Below are 19,307 nucleotides of genomic sequence, written 5' to 3'. Positions count from 1 at the left end.
CCGGGCCCACAGCAACAAAACGACGTTGCGCTGAGGCCTTCAATCGAAACGTCAACAGGGGAGAGAACATGAACAGAACCTATCGATCGATCTGGAATGAGGCGCTGGGCGCCTGGGTGGCGACGTCGGAGCTATCGGCGAGTCGAGGCAAGCGCAGCGCATCATCGGCTGTCGCGCTGGTGTGCATGCTGGCGGCCTTTGGCGCTTCGACGGACAGCCGCGCGGCGGCTTCCGCCGTTCCGGGCTCGGCCACGACCACGGGCACGGCCGGGCCGGCGAACGTGTGTGTGAGCCAGACGCCCGTCGCGGTGGGCACCACGGCGAGCTGGACCTGCATGGGCCAAACGGCCGGCGGCGGCATGGCGCTCATCACTGACGTCAGCGCGACGGCGGCGACAGCCGGTACCACCAACATTGACGCCCGCGCGAGTGGCATCAATGCAGTCGCCATCGGCTCGCAGACCACCACGGCTTCGGCCGCCAACGCGCTGGCCTTTGGTGCGGGCGCACAGGCGACGTCCGTCGACAGCATCGCCATCGGGCGTGGCAGCTTCAGCGGCCAGGGCAGCGGCGGGCTTGCCGACAATGGACAGGTAGCGATCGGCGCCGATTCAGTGGCGCGTTGGGTCGGTTCAGTGGCGATCGGTCGGAATGCGCAAGCGCTCGGCAGTGGCGCCAGCTACGGCAGCATTGCGATCGGCGATCAGTCTTTCTCGACGGGTCAGTCCGTCGCGGTGGGATCCTTTGCCTCCGCAGGTTCCGATGGTGTGGCGGTCGGCCAGAGCGCCACGACGGGGTGGTTGGGTGTCGCAGTCGGCGAAGGCGCCACATCGGTTGGCCAAGGGGGCGTAGCGCTGGGGGATCATACGAACGCCGGCGGGATCGTGTCGACGGCGGTCGGCGCCGCCGCGTCTGCGCAAGGCAGCAACTCCGTGGCCCTCGGCGTTGAATCCGATGCCAATGGCGCCTTCAGCGTCGCGATCGGGCGAGAGGCGCTGACTTCAAACACCAATGACATCGCGGTTGGCTACCACGCTCAAGCTTTAGGTGGAAACTCCATCGCAATGGGAACCGGCAATGTTGCCCGGGGTTCGGGCGACCTGGTGATGGGCAATGGCTCCCAAACCCTTGGGCTGCTCGGCGGTAACGCCATCGCCATGGGTACTGCCGCTCAGGCGAGCGGCACCAACGATACCGCCATCGGTCACGGAGCGATCGTGTCGGAAAACTATACCAATGACGGCAATCACAATGGCGGCGGTATTGCGCTCGGCCTTAACGCGCAGGCGCTCAGCAACAACGGGAACGGCAATATCGCGATCGGCGCGAATGCGGTCTCCAGCGGTGCGTTCGGCGCATCGGTCGCTATTGGTCAAAACGCGTCCACGATCAGCGGCGGTGCTGCCGTCACGATCGGTGCCTCCAGCGTAGCCGGCGATAGCGCCATCGGTATCGGGGCGGCGGTCCAAGCTACCGGGTTCCAGTCCATCGCGCTGGGGCGTGATGCTGTCGCCAATGGCCAGAACACGCTCGCCATGGGAACGCTTTCGAACTCGAGCGGAACCTATGCCTCGACTGCAATTGGCGCGCTGACCAACGCCAATGCCAACTACGCCACCGCCATCGGCAGTGGCCGATATGACTTCTACACGCCGGTCGTTCAGGGTGCGCAAGCCACAGGCGTGGGTGCCACGGCGCTGGGCGTCAACGGGGTCGCCGGCGCAGTCGCCAGTGCCGACGATGCCATCGCCATCGGTGGCGAGTCGGTGAGCTCGGGCATCGCCGCGATCGCCATGGGCAAGGCCGCCACAGCCTCGGGCGAGGACAGCCTTGCGCTCGGCACGTCCGCTTTGGCCAGCAACACCGGCGCCATCGCGATCGGCAAGAACAGCGTGAGCAGCGGCATCAACACCATTGCGATCGGCACCGGTGCCACAGCCACTGCATCCGTTGCCCTTGGCGCCGGCGCTTCTGCCAGTGCGGGCGGCACGGCGCTGGGCGACGGCGCGAATGCAACGCTGGCCGGCGGCGTGGCGCTGGGCAAGAACTCGGTCGAGGGCGCTGCCAGCCCCACGGCCGGGACGACCATCCGGGGGACGGCCTATACCTTCGCCGGCACCAGCCCCACCAGCGTGGTCAGCGTTGGCGACGTGGGTGCAGAGCGCCAGATCACGAACGTGGCCGCGGGCCGCCTCAGTGCGACCAGCACCGATGCAATCAACGGCTCGCAGCTCTATGCGACCAACACGGCGATCGAGGACCTGTCGGTCACGGTGGCTGCGAACAAGACCAAGTACTACAGCGTCAATTCGACTGGCGGCGGCAACGAGAACAACGAGGGGGCCACGGGCGCGAATGCGATTGCTGCAGGCATCAATGCAACGGCGACGGGTCGGAGCGCCATTGCCATGGGTAACGGGGCGGCTGCATCGCAGACGGACAGTTATGCGCTGGGGGTGAACTCCATATCGTCCGGCGGTAACAGCACCGCACTGGGCAGCTATACGTCCGCTACAGGCAACACCTCGACGGCCGTGGGCGGGTACTCGACGGTTGCGTCGGGCATCGGATCGCAGGCCTTCGGTTCGTATGCCAATGCCTCGGGCAACTGGGCCACGGCGGCCGGTCCGAATGCCATCGCCGCCGGAAATTCCAGTGTGGCGCTGGGCCGCTCGATCGCCAGCGGCACGCGGTCGATCTCGATGGGTGGCGATCACCTCAACGGCGGTACGCAAGCGCGGGCGATCAGTGACGACACGATCGCGATCGGCGCCTCCTCGGCGGCGAGCGCGAATGCGGCCCTGGCCTTGGGCCTGTCGGCCAACGCCTCCGTGGCTGATGGTGTTGCGCTGGGTTCCAGATCCGTAGCCAATACAGCAGCAGGAGTGGCGGGCTATGTGCCGGCGGGCGCCGATGCCGCACAAACTGCGGCCATCGCCGCGACGACCAGCACCCTGGGCGCGGTCTCGGTCGGCGATGCGGCCAACGGCCAGTTCCGCCAGATCAATGGCGTGGCAGCGGGTACGGCCGACTCCGATGCAGTGAACGTGTCGCAGTTGAAAGCACTCGATGCGACCGTGGCGGCGAACAAGACCAAGTACTACAGCGTCAATTCGACCGGAGGCGGCAACGAAAACAACGACGGGGCCACGGGCGTAGATGCGATCGCTTCTGGCAAGAACGCCGTGGCGTCGGGCAACAACAGCTATGCCGCGGGCTACGGTGCCACCACCAACTCGCAGAACGGCGTGGCGATCGGCACGAACGCCAACGCCATCAATGGCGGCATGGTTGCCATCGGCGCCGGCGCTCAGTCGCTGGCGCAGAACACCATCGCCATTGGCGGTACGGCCTCGGTCCGGCTCGGTATTGCGATCGGCTTTGCATCCAACTCGGCTGGCAATGGTGCCATCACCATCGGTGACGCCTCTTCGTCAACCGGCGCGTACAACGTCGCCCTCGGCATGATCGCGAAAGCGACGGGCGACGCCTATTCCACGGCCTTGGGCTACAACACCACCGCCTCGGCACGCAGCGCGACGGCGGTCGGTGTGAATTCTGTGGCTTCGGCGTACCGTGCCACCGCGTTGGGTCGTCAAGCGACCGCCTCGGGCGAAAGCTCCCTCGCCGCGGGCAGCGGGGCAACCGCCAGTGCGCTCAACAGCGTGGCGCAGGGCTTTGAGGCCAATGCGTCCGTCGAAGGCGGCGTCGCGCTGGGCTCGGGCGCGGTGTCCGACCGCGCCGTTGCCGGCACGCAGGGCGACATCCCCGCGGGCAGCTCGCTCATTCACTACAACACGACCGACCGCACGCTGCTGGGCGCGGTGTCGGTGGGCAACGCGACGAGCTACCGCCAGATCACCAACGTGGCCGACGGGACCGAACAACAAGACGCCGTCACGGTGCGCCAACTCTCGGGCGCACTGCAATCCTTTGCTGTCACGCCGACGATGTACTTCCATGCCAACTCCAGCGCTATTGATTCGCTGGCGGTTGGCATGGATTCCGTCGCTATCGGACCGCAGACGGTGGTCAACGGCAACAACGGCATCGGCATGGGCAACGGGGCGACCGTCCAGGCGAGTGCGCCGGGGGGCATCGCCATCGGCCAGGCATCGACCTCAGGCGCGGCCGACGCGGTGGCCCTGGGGACGCAGGCCTCGGCGAACGCGGTGCAGGGCGTGGCCCTCGGTGCGGGCAGCAATGTGACGCAGGCTGGCGGCGTGGCACTGGGCGCAGGCTCGGTGGCAAGCACGGCATCCGGCGTGGCGGGCTACATCCCGCCGACGGCCACGACCGAGCAGCGCACGGCGATCGGCGCGACCACCAGCACGCTGGCGGCGGTGTCGGTGGGCGATGCGGCCAGCGGGCAGTTCCGCCAGATCACCGGCGTGGCGGCGGGCACGGTCGACAGCGACGCGGTCAACGTGAGCCAGCTGAAGGCGGTGCAGGGGCAGGTCACGCAGATCGACCAGGGCACGGTGAAGTACGACACCAACGTGGACGGCACGACCAACTACAACAGCGTGACCATGGGCGGCAGCAACACCACGGGTCCGGTCACCGTGCACAACGTGGCCGAGGGTGTGGCCGGCACCGATGCCGTCAACGTCAACCAGCTCAATGCGGGGCTGGAGGGGGGCAAGCAATACACCGACCAGCGCTTCAACCAGTTGAGCGGCGATCTGCGCAAGACCGCCAAGCAGGCCAGCGCCGGGACGGCCAGCGCCATCGCCATGGCGAACCTGCCGCAGGCCTACATCCCGGGCAAGAGCATGGTGTCGGTCGGCGTGGGTGGCTACGACGGTGAGGCGGGCATCGCGCTCGGTGTCTCGAAGCTGTCGGACAACGGCCGCTGGGTCGTGAAATTCAGCGCCACGGGCAATTCGCGCAGCAAGTTCGGCGTGGGCGCCGGCGCGGGCTTCCACTGGTAAGCGCAGCACCACGAACCATCAACAGGAACGAACATGACACACAAGATGATTCAACGCACCGGCGTGGCCGTGGGCATCGCGGCACTGCTGGCCCTGCAGGCCTGCGGCACCTCGAGGGTGAGCAAGAAAATTTCGGACGAGGGCGTGGCCGGCGAGGTCGTTTTCCCGGCCCAGAAGGACGCCTGGTTCAAGGAGGGCACCTTCCCCAACCTCGACAACCTGCGCCGCATCGCACCGGGCGTGACGAAGGACCAGCTCTACGACTTTGTCGGGCGGCCCCATTTCAGCGAGGGGTTGGGTGCAGTGCGCGAGTGGGACTACATCTTCCACTTCCGCACGCCGACCGGCATCAAGACCTGTCAGTACAAGGCGATCTTCGACAAGAACGTGGTGGCGCAGAGCTTCCACTGGCTGCCGACGGATTGCGCCGACATGCTCAAGGTCGCGGCTGCGCCGATGCCGCCTGCGCCGGTGGAGCGCGTGGTGGTACCCCCGGTGCCCAAGCGCGTAGAGCTGTCGGCCGACGCACTCTTCGCCTTTGACGGTTCGGCCACGAGCGACCTGCTGCCGCAGGGACGCCGGGAGCTCGACGCACTCGCCGCCAGCCTGCGTGGCGCCCAGGGCGTGGATCGCATCGACATCACCGGCCACACCGATCGGCTCGGGTCGTCGAGTTACAACCAGCGACTGTCGCTGGCCCGTGCGGCCACGGTGCGCGATTACCTGGTGAAGGCCGGCGTACCCGCGCGCGGCATCCAGGTGCAGGGCCTGGGCGAGACGGCGCCGAAGGTGCAGTGCGCCCAGGCGAACCGGAATGCGCTGATCGCCTGCCTGGCGCCCAATCGCCGCGTCGACATCAGCGTGCAGTAGATGTCCTGAGCCAGGCTCAGCGCGCCGGCGCCGATCGTCTGCGCGGGACGCATTTTTGAATCTTTGTTGCCGAATAGTTTGCACTTTGAGAACGAAATGCGTCCCAAATCTCGCAGAACCTCGCCAACGCTGCTGCGAGGCCTCTCTTGCCGACACCATCCGTCCCCATCAGGGAGTTAAACCGCGCGCCAAGACGCTCAGACGTTGCGCGGTTTTTTTAGAACACACAAGGTATATGCCATGGACGGGATGCAGCACGGGGCGGGCGGGAGCATCGAAGATCACGCGGTGTGGTCTGCAGCATCCCGTCTCGCGCGCGCCGCTCACACCGTCTCGGTCCAGCCGCTCCGCAGGGCACGCTCGACCGACGACACCCGCCACCAAGATGCCATCACGGTGCGCCAACCCCCGGGCGCACTGCAACCCTTTGCTGTCACGCCGACGCTGTACTTCCACGCCGACACCAGCGCTGCTGTAGCGCTGACTGTTGGCGTGGAATCCGTCGCGATCGATCCGCAAAGGGCAGTGACCGACGTCCAGGCCGTGTCCTGAGTCGTCAGCCGGACGGAATCTTTTCATGCGTATTTCATCGGGGATAGGCATTGCCGCAGCGCGTTGGCATCTCACCGGCTTCGGCGCGGTGCTCATCGCGGCGTCCGTGGCCTTCGCCTTGCCTGCGCTCGCCCAGCCGCAGGACGCCGCCGCGTCGGTCGGCACCGTGGCCCGCCTGGCCGGGCGCCTCGGCGTGCAGACCTGCCTCGACGCCACCCGGCGCTTCGGACCGGCGCTGACCGGCACCACGGGCAGCCACGCTGCGATCGTCATGACCCACCCAGCGGCGCCGGATGCCGCGACGCTGGGCGTGGCGATCGAGCGCAAGGACGCGGAAGCGACGAGCCTCGTGAGCGCGACCTTCGCACCGACCCTCCGTGGTGGTTGCGACCTGAGCTACGACAAGGTCGATGTGTGGCGCAAGTCGTGCCAGGACGTTGCGCTGGAAGAGCTGCGCTACACCCAGGGGCTGGAACGTCTGGGCGAGCAGATCGCCGTCATTCCCTACAGCCCGACGCACCATGTCTACCTGATCCGGATCGCGGGCGGCTGCGTCAGCGTGACGAAGGAAGTGGTGTACCCGTGACGGCACCGTCTGCCAAGGGGAGATGAGCATGGATATCTGGATTGCCGCCCTCGCCATCTGGCTGGCCCTTCTGTGCACCATCGTCGGCGTGCGGATGGGCTGGAGCAATGCGAGCTGGGCCCGCGGCATCGCGTTCGCGCCCACCGAGGCGATCGCGGCGCATCAGCTCTTCGGGCTTCTTCTCAGCGCCAACCTGGCGCTGCTCGAGCACGATGACTTCAACCAGTTGGCGAGCACACTGCCTCGTCGGCATATCCGCGACCTCCTCGCGCGGTACTGGAACGTGCGGTCTGCACGCGACTTCCAGCGGGTGATCGACACGCGGCTTCGCGCACTGGGGGCGGTGTCGTCGGAGGAAGCGGAGGCCTTCGAGGCCTGGCAAATCGGCGAGCCTGTCGACACCGCGGCGTACCGATCGCTGCGCGATGTGCTCGTCTTCCTGTCGGCCCACGCTGGCATCGTGAAGCCCGGCGAGATCCGCGACCAGCACCTCGGCTTGGTGGCGTGGGATGTCCAGCAGGTGGCCTACCTGCTGCGGCTCGGCTTCACACTGGGCTACGCGTCCCGTGAGTCCGTCTGGCGCGCGCTCGATCGCCTTCAGCCGATGGCGCGCATGCGCTACACGTCCTGGAAGGACTACTCGCTGTCGGCCCTCGTCGGCATGGGGGTGCGTGGCGTACTCGATCTGGACGACATCGGCGACTGGTACCACATTGCGCGCAGTCACACGGTGTTGCTCGCGGCGCGGCGCTCGCTGCTGGCACGTGCCGCCGACTGGACCGCACCCCCGCATGCGCCAGACGTCGACCTGGTGAGCAGCCTGCTCGCCGTCGGAATGCCGACCACGGCCTTCGATCCGCTCCGCTGACCGCTGACGGAGCGCGGCGCGCTCAGCCGCGCAGCGCTGCCTCGATGTCCTTGGCCAGCGACGCCGGCGTGTCGAGCGGCGCGTAGCGCTTGATCACCAGCCCGTCGCGGCCGACCAGGAACTTGGTGAAGTTCCACTTGATGACGGTGCTGCCGAGCAACCCCGGCTTCTCCTGGACGAGCCATCGGTAGAGCGGCGCGGCATCACTGCCCTTGACCTCGACCTTCTGCATCATCTGGAAGCTGACGCCATAGTTTTTCGTGCAGAAGGCGCCGATCTCGTCGTTGCTGCCCGGGTCCTGCCCGCCGAACTGGTTCGATGGAAAGCCGAGGATGCTCAAGCCCTCGGCGGCATAACGCTGGTGCAGTTCTTCGAGCCCGGCGAACTGCGGCGTGAACCCGCACTGGCTGGCCGTGTTCACGATGAGCAGCACGCGGCCGCGGTAGTCGGCCAGCGAGATGGCGTGGCCGTCGATGGCCTGCGCGCTGAAGTCGTAGATCGATGCCATCGGCGTTCCTCGGGGGTTGAAGAAGGTCGCGCCGTCGGCGGCGCTCAGTGGTGCTTGTCGCTGCGCGCGATCGACAGCAGGTGCTCGACTTCTTCGGGGTACCTGCGCAGGTTGTTCTCGTGCCAGCGCTTGATGATCCACATGAAGCCCGCGACCACCACGCCGAAGGCGGTGATGGCCGTGTACGCCGACAGGCCGAGGCCGGTGCATGCGCTGTAGAACGCACCGAGGATCAGGATGCAGGCCTGCTCATTGAAGTTCTGCACCGCGATCGACCGGCCCGCGCCCATCAGGTTGTGGCCGCGGTGCTGCAGCAGCGCGTTCATGGGCACCACCAGGAAGCCGCCCAGCCCGCCCAGCAGAATCAGGAAGGGGACGGCCACCCAGATGTTGCCGATGAAGTTCATGCCGATGACCAGCACGCCCATGCTGATGCCCAGTGGGATCACGCGTGTCGCCATGTCCAGGCGCATCTTCATCGACGCCACCACCGCACCGACGGCCGTGCCGATGGCGACCACGCCGGTCAGCGAGGACGCCTGCGCCGTGTTGTAGCCCAGCGCGAGCGATGCCCACGCCAGCACGATGTACTTGAGGTTGCCGCCCGCGCCCCAGAACAGCGTGGTGGTCGCCAGCGAGATCTGGCCCAGCTTGTCGCGCCACAGACGGGCGTTGCAGTGCCAGAAGTCGGGCAGCAGCGCGATCATGTTGCGCGCGAAGCCGTGCTGCGGATTGGCACGCAGTGGGCGCATCTCCACGCCGGTGTGCGGGATGCGCGTGTTGAACCACGCGGCCAGCATGTAGACGAAGATCAGTGCGCCGATGGCCGCTTCCGGCGGGGTATTGATGCCGGTGTCGATGTACGGCATGTCCCAGGCCAGCAGGTGGCTCGACACCGCGTGGCCCACCAGTTGGCCCCCCAGCACGATGCCCAGGATGATCGACGCGATGGTGAGGCCCTCGATCCAGCCGTTGGCCTTGACCAGCTGCGACGCCGGCAGCAGCTCGGTGAGGATGCCGTACTTGGCCGGCGAGTAGGCCGCCGCGCCCAGGCCGACGATGGCGTAGGCCAGCAGCGGGTGCGAGCCGAACAGCATCATCAGGCAGCCGGCCACCTTGATGAAGTTGCTGATGAACATGACGCGTCCCTTGGGGTAGGCGTCGGCGAAGGCGCCCACCAGCGGGGCGAGCGCCACATAGAAGAGCGTGAAGATCGGCACCAATGCCGCCCGCTGCCATTCGGGAGCGCCGGAGGACCGCATCAGTTCAACGGCCGCGACGAAAAGCGCGTTGTCGGCCAGTGACGAAAAGAACTGGGCCGACATGATGGTGTAGAAACCGCGCTTCATCGATGGGCTGGCTGGCCAGGGTGGGACTGGCGATGTGGTGGTGCGGTAGAAAAAAGACGTCGCCCTAGCGGCGAATGCGCGGTTATAGCATGGGGGTGGAATGCCAAAATGGCGTGCCCCCACGACGGCGCCCCCCAGGGCCCCAGGGGTTTTCCATCTCTCCGAGAGGTCCTGTTTTCGTGCCCCGCCCCATCCTCGCCACCATCCATGCCGGCGCGCTGCGCCACAACCTGGAGCGCGTGCGTCGCTCGGCGCTCGACTCACGCGTCTGGGCCGTCGTCAAGGCGAACGCCTATGGCCACGGCATCGAGCGCGTCTTCGATGCGTTCCGCGGCGCCGACGGCTTCGCGCTGCTCGACCTGGCCGAGGCCGAGCGTGTGCGTGCCCTCGGCTGGCGCGGGCCGATCCTGCTGCTCGAAGGCGTGTTCGAAGCGCGCGACCTGGAGCTCTGTTCGCGCCTGGGCCTCTGGCATTCGGTGCATTGCGACGCGCAGATCGACATGCTCGCTGCGCACAAGACGCAGGTGCCGCACCGCGTCTTCCTCAAGATGAACTCCGGCATGAACCGCCTGGGCTTTGCGCCCGAGCGCTACCGCGCCGCCTGGACGCGGCTCAACGCGCTGCCGCAGGTCGACGAGATTTCGCTGATGACGCACTTCAGCGATGCCGACGGGCCGCGCGGCATCGCCGATGCGCTGGCCGCCTTCCACCGCGCCACGCAGGACCTGCCGGGCGAGCGCTCCATCGCCAACAGCGCCGCCGTGCTGCGCCACGCCCCCGAGACGCGCATCGACTGGGTACGTCCCGGCATCGTCCTCTACGGTGGCGTCCCCGACTTTCCCGAGCACGACAGCGCGCACTGGCAACTGCAGCCGGGCATGACGCTCTCGACGCGGCTCATCGGCACGCAGGAACTGCAGCCCGGTGCGACCGTCGGCTACGGCTCGCACTTCGTCGCCGAGGCGGCGATGACGATCGGCGTCGCAGCGGTGGGCTACGCCGACGGCTACCCGCGCCACGCACCGACCGGCACGCCGGTGCTGGTCGACGGCGTGCGCACACGGCTGGTCGGCCGCGTCAGCATGGACATGGTCACCGTCGACCTCACGCCGCTGCAGGCGGCCGGGCGTTCGGTCGGCTTCGGCAGCGAGGTCACGCTGTGGGGCCGCGCGTCGAACGGCGATGCGCTGCTGCCGGTCGACGAGGTCGCGCGCGCCGCCGGCACCGTCGGCTACGAGCTGATGTGCGCGGTCGCGCCGCGCGTGCCGGTGGTGCTGGGCGACTGAGCACGCCGCACCACCCATGAAGGTTCTTTCCAACTGGCGCTCGGTGCGGCTCTGGGAAAGCGCCTTCGAGCGCGACCTGCACCGGCGCCACAGCCTGCGCACCCACGGCCTGTTGCTGGGCACCTGCACGCTGCTGCTGATGTGGGCCGTGTCGACGCTGCAGATGCGGGCCGGCAACGACTCGCTGGCGCTGCGCTACGCCGTCACGCTCGGCGTCGGGTACCTCGGCTACCTGGGCCTGCTGCGCTGGTGGGCGCAGCGGCTGGTCGAGGGGCGCACCGACGTCGATCCGGACATCCCTGACGTGCTCGACGTCATGTCGAACCACTCTGCGCCCGTCGAGGCGGGCGATGCCTCCGCGATCGGCGACATCGCAGGCGGCGCGTTCGAAGCAGCAGCCAGTGCCGACGAGGGTGCCGTCATCGTGGTGCCGGTGGTCGCCATCTTCCTGATCGGCCTCGCGCTGGTGACGGGTGCGGGCGCCCTGGCGCTGCTCTATTTCGGATGGGATGCGTTGCTGGCCGTGGCGGTCGAGATCGCGTTCTCGTACGTGTCGGCGCGCGCCGCCGTGCGCGTGGCGCGCGAAGGCTGGCTCACCGTCGCGGTCAGGCTCACCTGGAAGCCCCTGTTGGGGGCGTTGCTGTGTGCCGTGCTGCTCGGCGCCGTCATCGACCGCTTCATGCCGCAGGTGAACTCGCTGCCGCAGGCGGTGCGGATGTTGCTGCACCGCTAGCAGCGCAACGTCTGCCGGTCAGTACAGCCCGAGCTGCCGCGTGCGCAGGCGCGCCAGTCCCAGCAGGGCGGCGGTAAAGGGTGTCGGTACGCCGGTGCGCTGGCCGAGTTCGTGCACCACGGTCACCAATGCGTCGAGTTCGACCGGCCGACCGGCCTCCACGTCCTGCAGCATCGAGGTCTTGAAGGCGCCGAGCTTGCGCGTCACCACGTGGCGGTCCTCGGGCATCTCCGCGATCGGGATGCCGATGCGTGCGCCGATCTCCTTGGCCTCGAGCATCACCGCCGAGATGAAGCCGCGCACCTCGTCGTCGGCCAGGATCAGGTCGGTGGTCACGCCGGTCAGCGCGCTGATCGGGTTGACCGTCATGTTGCCCCAGAGCTTGTACCAGACGTCCTTCTGGATCTGCGGTGACACACGCGCCTCGATGCCGCCGCGCACCAGCAGTGCGACCAGCGCGTCCACGCGCTCGCTCGCCTCGCCGGAGGGCGTGCCCACGATCAGCCCGTTGCCGAAGTGATGACGCACCACACCGGGTGCGTCGAGCGCGCAGCTCGCATGCACCACGCCGCCGACCACCTGACGCGCCGGGATGGCGGCCGCGATCGCGCCGTCGGGGTCGATCGCCTGCAGCCGCGTGCCGGCCAACGCGCCGCCGAAGCCGCCGTCGAGGAACCACCACGGCACGCCGTTCATGGCCGTGAGCACGAGTGTGTCGGGGCCGATCAGCGGCGCGATGCGCGCAGCCACGGCCGCCAGCGACGGCGCCTTCACGGCGATGACGACCACGTCCTGCACGCCGAGCGCGGCCGGGTCGTCGACCGCGTTCACCGGCACCTGTGTGCGCTGGTCGCCGCGCAGCAGCACCAGGCCGTCGCGCCGCAAGGCGTCGAGCGTGGCACCGCGGGCCACCACGTTGAGTTGCTGGCCGGCCTGCGCGAAGGCAGCACCGATCCATCCGCCGATCGCGCCGGCGCCGTAGATGCAGATGTTCATGGGCGCGATGGTGCCAGAACGCGCGGCAGCGCCGCGCAGCATCTGTGGCGCATCAGCCTTCGGCCGTGAAGCCGACTTCCTTGACGATCGGGCCCCACTTGGCCGTGTCCTTCTTGATGAGGTCGGCCAGTTCGGTCGGCGTCGACGACATCGCTTCCAGCCCGAAGGTGCCCAGGCCGTCGATCACGTCCTTGGAGGCCAGCGCGTTCTTCATGGCCGTGTTCAGGCGCGCCACCAGCTCCGGGGAGGCCTTGGCCGGCAGGAAGAAGGCGAACCATTCGCTGTGCGCCATGTTGGCGATGCCCTGCTCGCCGTAGGTCGGCACGTCCGGCGCGAAGCGGCTGCGCTTGGCACCCGACACGCCCAGGATGCGCACCTTGCCGCTGGGCAGATGCTGCGTGATGTCGCCGATCGGGCCCGACACCGCCGAGATGTTGCCGCCCAGCAGGTCGAGCATGGCGGGCTGCGTGCCGCGGTAGGCCGCGTGCTTGAGCTCCACGCCGCCGCTCTTGCCGAGCAGCGCGCCGATGAAGTGCGGCGTCGAGCCGGCGGCCGGCGAACCGAAGTTCGCGCCGGCCGGGTTGGCCTTGGCCCAGGCCAGGAACTCGGGCACCGTCTTCACGCTGGCCGGCACCGACGGCCCGACCGCGAAGCCGAAGTCGAACACGCAGCCCAGCGACACCGGCGTCAGGTCGGTCTGCGGGTCGTACGGCAGCTTCTTGTAGATGTGCGGGTAGATGGTGAGCATCGACGTCGGCGTCTGCAGGATCGCCGAGCCGTCGGCCGGCCGGCCCTTGATGTAGCCGATGGCGATCTGGCCGCCCGCGCCGGTGCGGTTCTCGACCACGGCCACTTTCGAGAACTCGGGGCTGATCTTCTGCGCCAGGCGGCGGCAGATCGTGTCGGACGTGCCGCCGGCCGCAAAGCCGGTGACGATGGTGGTGGTCTCGAGCTGGGCCTGGGCGAAGGCCTGCTGGCCGATGCCGGCCAGCAGGGCCGAGGCGCCGGTGGTTTGCAGCAGGTGGCGGCGGGTGATGTGCATGAGGTCTGTCTCCGATGGATGAATCGTTCGCGGCGCGCCGCAACGCGGGCGCGCAGGACCGCGTATTTTTCCAGCAGGAAGGACCTCGGCACCCCCGCGTTTACGCCACGTTCGGGGGCCTTTTTCAGTAGCCGTTCGCCGTCGGCGCGCCCGCGCCCGGCTTGTAGCGCGCCAGCAGCGCCTTGGCCGCCGCCGTCAGCACCACGGTGTCGACCCCCACCGCCACGAAGCGCGCGCCTGCGGCCAGCCACTTGCGCGCCTGCTCCTCGGTCGTCGCCAGGATGCCCGGCGCCTTGCCCGCCTTCAGGATGCGCGCGATGCCGTCGGCGATGGCCGCCTGCACGTCCGGGTGGTTCGGCTGGCCTGAGAAGCCCATCGAGGCCGACAGGTCGGCCGGGCCGATGAAGACGCCGTCGACACCCGGCGTGGCGGCGATGGCGTCGAGGTTCTTCATCGCCTCCACCGTCTCGGCCTGCACCAGCAGGCAGGCCTGCGCGTTGGCTTCGTGGATGTAGTTCGGGTGCGCCTGCCAGCGCGAGGCCCGCGCCAGGGCGCTGCCCATGCCGCGGATGCCCTCGGGCGGGTAGCGCATGGCTTGCGCCAGCTGCGCGGCCTGCTCGGCGGTGTCGACCATCGGAATCAGCAGCGTCTGCGCCCCGATGTCGAGGTACTGCTTGATCAGTGCCGTCTCGCCGACCGGCAACCGCACCACGGGCTGCGTGCGGTGCGGCAGCGCGGCCCAGGCGCTCGAGATGGCCTGCAGCTGCGCCAGCACCGAGCGCACGTCGTTGGGCGCGTGCTCGCCGTCGATCAGCAGCCAGTCGTAGCCGACGCCGGCGAGGATCTCGGCGGCATAGCCGTCGGCCAGGCCGACCCACAGGCCGATCTGGGCGGGGCCGTTCTGCATGGCGGTCTTGAAGGTGTTGTGGGGTGTTTGCATGGCGTTCAGGCGGGGAAGAGGGGCATGAGGTTGTTGTGCTTGCCGTCGTAGACCATGCCGGGGTTTTCGTCGATCTGCAACGTGAGGCCGAAGTGGCGACGCTCGAAGACCGGGTCGAAATGCGCCTTGGCCGCGGCCAGCACGGCGTCGCCGATGCGCTGCTTGGTGGCGTCCGATCGCCCGGCCGCCATGCGCAGGTTCAGGTAGACGAAGCCGTGATCGCCCGAGCCGTCGGCCACCGCATAGTGCGCGGCCGGGTAGGCCAGCACGCGCGTGCCGCCGGTCGGGAAGACCTGCTTGCCGGCGTCGTCGCGCTGGGCGAGCAGGGTGTCGCACAGCGTGCGGCACAGGGCGTTCATGTCGGTGTCTGCGGCCACGTTGGGCGTGCAGAGGATCACGAGATGGGGCACGACGGTCTCCGTTCGTTCTGTTGGAGGGCCGATTATTCAACGCGGGCCGCGCCGCTCCCTACACTCGTGCAATGGCCAAGGAAAAAACCAACTACGTCTGCACCGAATGCGGCGGCACCAGCGCCAAGTGGCTGGGCAAGTGCCCTGCCTGCAACGCCTGGAACACGCTCGTCGAACAGGTGGCGCAACCCGCCGGCGGCGCCGCCAACAACCGCTTCGGCACGCAATTTGCGGCGCTCGGCGGCACCGCCGACCTGGCGGTGCTGTCGGAGATCGAGGCGAGCGATGTCGACCGCACGCCCACCGGCATCGACGAGCTCGACCGCGTGTGGGGCGGCGGCGTGGTGCCCGGCGGCGTGACGCTGATCGGCGGCGACCCGGGCATCGGCAAGTCGACGCTGCTGCTGCAGGCGGTCGACGCGTTGCAGCGTGCCGGGCACAACGCGCTGTACGTCACCGGCGAAGAGAGCGGCGCGCAGGTCGCGCTGCGTTCGCGCCGGCTCGGGCTGGAGCGCTCGCAGGTGCAGGTGCTGCCCGAGATCCAGCTGGAGAAGATCATCGCCACGCTCGACGCGCACCGGCCGGCCATCGCGGTCATCGACTCGATCCAGACGGTGTATTCGGACCAGCTCACCTCGGCGCCCGGCTCGGTCGCGCAGGTGCGCGAATGCGCGGCGCACCTCACGCGCTTCGCCAAGGCCAGCGGCACCGCGATCGTGCTGGTCGGCCACGTCACGAAGGAGGGCGCGCTGGCCGGCCCGCGTGTGCTGGAGCACATGGTCGACACGGTGCTGTACTTCGAGGGCGACACGCATTCGAGCTTCCGCCTGGTGCGCGCCATCAAGAACCGCTTCGGCGCGGTCAACGAGATCGGCGTGTTCGCCATGACCGAGCGCGGCCTGAAGGGCGTGAGCAACCCCAGCGCGATCTTCCTGAGCCAGCACAGCGAGCCGGTGCCCGGCAGCGTGGTCATGGTCACGCTCGAAGGCACGCGGCCGATGCTGGTCGAGATCCAGGCGCTGGTCGACAACGGCGGGCCGAGCCCGCGGCGCCTGTCGGTCGGCCTCGACCGCGACCGCCTCGCGATGCTGCTGGCGGTGCTGCATCGTCATGCCGGCGTGGCCTGCATGGACCAGGACGTGTTCGTCAACGCGGTGGGCGGCGTGCGCATCACCGAGCCGGCAGCCGACCTGGCGGTGATGCTGTCGATCACCTCGAGCTTGCGCGGCAAGCCGCTGCCCAAGGGTTTCATCGCCTTCGGTGAAGTCGGTCTGGCCGGCGAGGTGCGGCCTGCGCCGCGCGGGCAGGAGCGGCTGAAGGAAGCCGCCAAGCTCGGCTTCAGCGTGGCCGTGGTGCCCAAGGCCAATGCGCCGAAGAAGGGCAGCAAGGAGATCGAGGGGTTGACCATCCATGCCGTCGAGCGCGTGGAAGAGGCCCTGGACATCGTGCGCCGGCTGGACTGAGCCGTTCCCCGTCGCGGCGACAATGCGGCCCATGAATTTTCAGAAAGTCTTCGTTCCGCTGACCGGCCTTCTGCTGCTCGGCCTGGCCTACCGCAGCTTCGGCTGGAGCGGGGTCGCCGTGGCGTGCACCGGCATCGTGATGTTCCTGCTGCTGCACTTCACCCGCACGATGCAGGTGCTCAAGCGCGCGGCCGAACGGCCGATCGGCTACGTGGCGAGCGCGGTGATGCTCAACGCCAAGCTCAAGCCGAACGTGACGCTGCTGCATGTCGTGGCCATGACGCGCTCGCTGGGCGAACTCAAGACGCCGAAGGACCAGCAGCCCGAGACCTACCGCTGGACCGATGGCGGCCAGTCGTACGTCGAGGCGGTGTTTCTCAACGGCAAGCTGCAGAGCTGGGCGATGACGCGGCCACCGGCGGAGCCCGACGCAGCACCCGCCGCGCTGCATGACGGCGGTACGCCGCCTGCGGCCTAGAAGGGCGCGCCTTCTTCGGCGTCGGCATCGGTCGGCGTCGATGCAACGGCCGATGCAACTGGCTGCGCCGGCTCGGCCACCGCCGCCGTGAAGGCGGCCTCTCCGCCGAGCGCATCGAGCAGCGCCGGCATCAGCTCGCCGAGCTCGCCGGTGGCGATCGCCACGTCGGCGTCGAAGTTGTCTTCCTTCTTGCCGTCCTTCGCGTCGTCCGTGCCTTCGAGGAACACGATCTTGCGCAGTTGCATGGTCTCGCTCAGCTCGAAGGACACGCGGTCTTCCCAGGTCATCGCCAGGCGCGTCGGGCGCTTGCCGGCGGCGATGTGCTGCTTGACTTCCTCGATGTCGAGCGGGTGCTTGGCGTAGCGCACCACCGACTTCGATTCGTCGGTGGCTTTCAGCTCGCACTCGCGGTCGATGGTGAAGCCTGCCGGTGGTTCCTGGCTCGACAGCCAGCCCGACATGGCGGTGGCCGGTTCGATGTGCGTGTTGACCTGCGTCACGGCGAAGCCCTCGAACGACTTCACCAGGCTGGTCACCACCTCGTCGGCACGCGCCGCGTTGGTGGCATTGATCACCAGCCGGTGTTCCTTGGGGTCGATCCACACCGCCACGCGCGCATGCCGGGTGAAGGCCATCGGCAGCAGCTCCTGCGTGATGTCTTCCTTCAGGTCGCGCTTTTCCTTCTTGCCGGGCTTGCGGCCGGTGGCGGCCTCGATCTGCACGCAGCGCTCATCGACCTTGCGGCGCACCACCGAGCCGGGCAGCGTCTTGGCCTCGATCATGAATTCGAGCACCCACTGGCCGCCGACGGATTCGACCAGCGGGCCGTGGTCCTGCCCGCGCGGTTCGGTCCAGCCGGTGGACTTCTCCTGCGACGGGGTGCACGGCGCGAAACGGAACTTGTCGAGCGCGGCCTCGGCCTCGGTCAGCGAGGGGGACCAGCCGCCTTCGATGCGGTAGACGATGACGTTCTTGAATACGGACACGAAATCCCTTTACGGACGGATTGGCAAAGCCGGCCATTGTCGCGGGAACCCGACCGCGCCCGCCGCCGTAAAATCGAAAGCTTTTGCGACATCTCCCCTCGGAGGTGCCCTTTCCCCCGAAGGACAAACAACATGAGCGTGCTCCCCCCCTCGCTGGAAGACCGTGACGGCAAGATCTGGATGGACGGCCAGCTGGTCGACTGGCGCGATGCCAAGATCCACGTCCTGACCCACACCCTGCACTACGGCTGCGGCGCCTTCGAGGGCGTGCGGGCGTACAAGACGGTCGACGGCACCGCGATCTTCCGCCTGCAGGAGCACACCGACCGCCTCTTCAACAGCGCGAAGATCCTGCGCATGACGCTGCCCTTCAGCAAGGAAGAGCTCAACGAAGCGCAAAAGCAGGTCGTGCGCGAGAACCAGCTGGAAAGCTGCTACCTGCGTCCTTTGGTCTGGATCGGCTCCGAGAAGCTGGGCGTGAGCCCGCGCGGCAACAGGATTCACGCCATGGTCGCGGCCTGGGCCTGGGGCGCCTACCTCGGCGAGGAAGGCATGAGGCGCGGCATCCGCGTGAAGACCTCGAGCTACACGCGCCACCACGTGAACATCACGATGACGCAGGCCAAGGCGGTCAGCAACTACACCAACTCGATCCTGGCCAACATGGAAGCGCTGGACGACGGCTACGACGAGGCGCTGCTGCTCGACGCCAGCGGCTTCGTCTCCGAAGGCGCCGGCGAGAACGTCTTCGTGGTGAAGGACGGCGTGGTCTACACGCCCGATCTGTCGGCCGGTGCGCTCAACGGCATCACCCGCAACACCATCCTGCACATCTGCAAGGACCTCGGCATCGAACTCGTGCAGAAGCGCATCACGCGCGACGAGGTCTACATCGCCGACGAAGCCTTCTTCACCGGCACCGCCGCCGAAGTGACGCCCATCCGTGAGCTCGACCGCATCGAGATCGGCAACCGCGGCGATGGCGGCTCGCGCGGCCCGGTCACCGAGAAGATCCAGTCTGCCTTCTTCGACATCGTGAATGGCAAGAACCCCAAGTACGCCCACTGGCTTACGAAAGTCTGATCATGGCCACCATCCAAGCAGCCGTCGAATTGCTCGCCGCCGACCTGAACCCCCAGGGCGGTGTGTTCTGCCCCAACCCCAAGGCGGACATGAAGCTCTGGAACAGCCACCCGAAGGTCTACCTCGACGTGGCGCGTTCAGGCGAAGCCAAGTGCCCGTACTGCGGCACGGTGTACCGGCTCAAGGCCGGCGAAGCCGTCGGCCACGGCCACTGAGCCTGCGC

Annotated in this window: 18 protein-coding genes; 11 read left to right on the top strand and 7 right to left on the bottom strand. The window is 68.0% G+C overall.

Annotated elements, in window-relative coordinates:
• Positions 1-68: 68 nt before the first annotated feature.
• The 5 genes from ACSFA2_RS13785 (at position 69) to ACSFA2_RS13765 (ending at position 7,810) form a co-directional block, all read left to right on the top strand.
• Complete coding sequence (locus ACSFA2_RS13785; protein ID WP_435455870.1) at positions 69-4,934, top strand: YadA-like family protein; 4,866 nt, start codon at positions 69-71, stop codon at positions 4,932-4,934.
• Between the two features lie 33 nt (positions 4,935-4,967).
• Positions 4,968-5,804, top strand: coding sequence for an OmpA family protein (locus tag ACSFA2_RS13780; protein ID WP_435455869.1), 837 nt, complete (start codon positions 4,968-4,970; stop codon positions 5,802-5,804).
• Positions 5,805-6,044: 240 nt separating this feature from the next.
• Complete coding sequence (locus tag ACSFA2_RS13775; protein ID WP_435455868.1) at positions 6,045-6,356, top strand: hypothetical protein; 312 nt, start codon at positions 6,045-6,047, stop codon at positions 6,354-6,356.
• Positions 6,357-6,381: 25 nt separating this feature from the next.
• Positions 6,382-6,942 carry a hypothetical protein gene (locus ACSFA2_RS13770; RefSeq protein WP_435455867.1) on the top strand — a complete coding sequence of 187 codons (561 nt, stop codon included), beginning with the start codon at positions 6,382-6,384 and terminating at the stop codon, positions 6,940-6,942.
• A gap of 22 nt (positions 6,943-6,964) precedes the next feature.
• Positions 6,965-7,810, top strand: coding sequence for a DUF1266 domain-containing protein (locus ACSFA2_RS13765; RefSeq protein WP_435455866.1), 846 nt, complete (start codon positions 6,965-6,967; stop codon positions 7,808-7,810).
• Positions 7,811-7,832: 22 nt separating this feature from the next.
• On the opposite strand, the gene ACSFA2_RS13760 is transcribed toward ACSFA2_RS13765, so the two are convergent.
• Together ACSFA2_RS13760 and lplT are read right to left on the bottom strand one after the other, a co-directional pair.
• Entirely contained in the window at positions 7,833-8,318 is a 486-nt protein-coding gene (locus ACSFA2_RS13760; protein ID WP_435455865.1) for a glutathione peroxidase, read from the bottom strand.
• A gap of 44 nt (positions 8,319-8,362) precedes the next feature.
• A complete protein-coding gene (gene lplT, locus ACSFA2_RS13755; RefSeq protein WP_435455864.1) occupies positions 8,363-9,667 on the bottom strand; it encodes a lysophospholipid transporter LplT in 1,305 nt (434 codons plus the stop codon).
• 179 nt (positions 9,668-9,846) lie between these two features.
• Here lplT and alr point away from each other — a divergent pair, with 179 nt between their 5' ends.
• The gene (gene alr, locus ACSFA2_RS13750; RefSeq protein WP_435455863.1) at positions 9,847-10,953 is read left to right on the top strand and encodes an alanine racemase; all 1,107 of its coding nucleotides are present in this window, start codon (positions 9,847-9,849) and stop codon (positions 10,951-10,953) included.
• Between the two features lie 16 nt (positions 10,954-10,969).
• A complete protein-coding gene (locus ACSFA2_RS13745; RefSeq protein ID WP_435455862.1) occupies positions 10,970-11,686 on the top strand; it encodes a hypothetical protein in 717 nt (238 codons plus the stop codon).
• An 18-nt stretch (positions 11,687-11,704) separates the two neighbouring features.
• On the opposite strand, the gene ACSFA2_RS13740 is transcribed toward ACSFA2_RS13745, so the two are convergent.
• From ACSFA2_RS13740 to ACSFA2_RS13725, 4 genes are all read right to left on the bottom strand, one after another.
• The gene (locus ACSFA2_RS13740; RefSeq protein ID WP_435455861.1) at positions 11,705-12,682 is read right to left on the bottom strand and encodes a 2-dehydropantoate 2-reductase; all 978 of its coding nucleotides are present in this window, start codon (positions 12,680-12,682) and stop codon (positions 11,705-11,707) included.
• Positions 12,683-12,734: 52 nt separating this feature from the next.
• Entirely contained in the window at positions 12,735-13,724 is a 990-nt protein-coding gene (locus ACSFA2_RS13735) for a Bug family tripartite tricarboxylate transporter substrate binding protein (protein ID WP_435455860.1), read from the bottom strand.
• Positions 13,725-13,848: 124 nt separating this feature from the next.
• A complete protein-coding gene (gene hpaI / locus ACSFA2_RS13730) occupies positions 13,849-14,664 on the bottom strand; it encodes a 4-hydroxy-2-oxoheptanedioate aldolase (protein ID WP_435455859.1) in 816 nt (271 codons plus the stop codon).
• Between the two features lie 5 nt (positions 14,665-14,669).
• Positions 14,670-15,074 (bottom strand): 5-carboxymethyl-2-hydroxymuconate Delta-isomerase, encoded by a 405-nt coding sequence (locus tag ACSFA2_RS13725; protein ID WP_435455858.1) that lies wholly within the window; start codon positions 15,072-15,074, stop codon positions 14,670-14,672.
• A gap of 71 nt (positions 15,075-15,145) precedes the next feature.
• On the opposite strand from ACSFA2_RS13725, the gene radA reads away from it, so the two are divergent.
• On the top strand, positions 15,146-16,537 hold the full coding sequence (radA, locus tag ACSFA2_RS13720) for a DNA repair protein RadA (RefSeq protein WP_435455857.1): 1,392 nt from the start codon (positions 15,146-15,148) through the stop codon (positions 16,535-16,537).
• 22 nt (positions 16,538-16,559) lie between these two features.
• Positions 16,560-17,015, top strand: coding sequence for a glycerate kinase (locus ACSFA2_RS13715; RefSeq protein ID WP_435455856.1), 456 nt, complete (start codon positions 16,560-16,562; stop codon positions 17,013-17,015).
• On the opposite strand, the gene ACSFA2_RS13710 is transcribed toward ACSFA2_RS13715, so the two are convergent.
• On the bottom strand, positions 17,012-18,001 hold the full coding sequence (locus ACSFA2_RS13710; protein WP_435455855.1) for a recombination-associated protein RdgC: 990 nt from the start codon (positions 17,999-18,001) through the stop codon (positions 17,012-17,014). The genes ACSFA2_RS13715 and ACSFA2_RS13710 overlap by 4 nt on opposite strands.
• A gap of 132 nt (positions 18,002-18,133) precedes the next feature.
• Here ACSFA2_RS13710 and ACSFA2_RS13705 point away from each other — a divergent pair, with 132 nt between their 5' ends.
• Together ACSFA2_RS13705 and ACSFA2_RS13700 are read left to right on the top strand one after the other, a co-directional pair.
• A complete protein-coding gene (locus ACSFA2_RS13705) occupies positions 18,134-19,084 on the top strand; it encodes a branched-chain amino acid transaminase (RefSeq protein WP_435455854.1) in 951 nt (316 codons plus the stop codon).
• Between the two features lie 2 nt (positions 19,085-19,086).
• On the top strand, positions 19,087-19,299 hold the full coding sequence (locus ACSFA2_RS13700) for a zinc-finger domain-containing protein (protein ID WP_435455853.1): 213 nt from the start codon (positions 19,087-19,089) through the stop codon (positions 19,297-19,299).
• Positions 19,300-19,307 lie beyond the last annotated feature (8 nt).

The sequence above is a fragment of the Variovorax cryoconiti genome, assembly GCF_051216395.1.
In the GTDB taxonomy this organism is placed as follows: domain Bacteria; phylum Pseudomonadota; class Gammaproteobacteria; order Burkholderiales; family Burkholderiaceae_C; genus Variovorax.
Note: the sequence above shows the minus strand (reverse complement) of the source record. Positions and strands in the feature narration are given on the sequence as shown.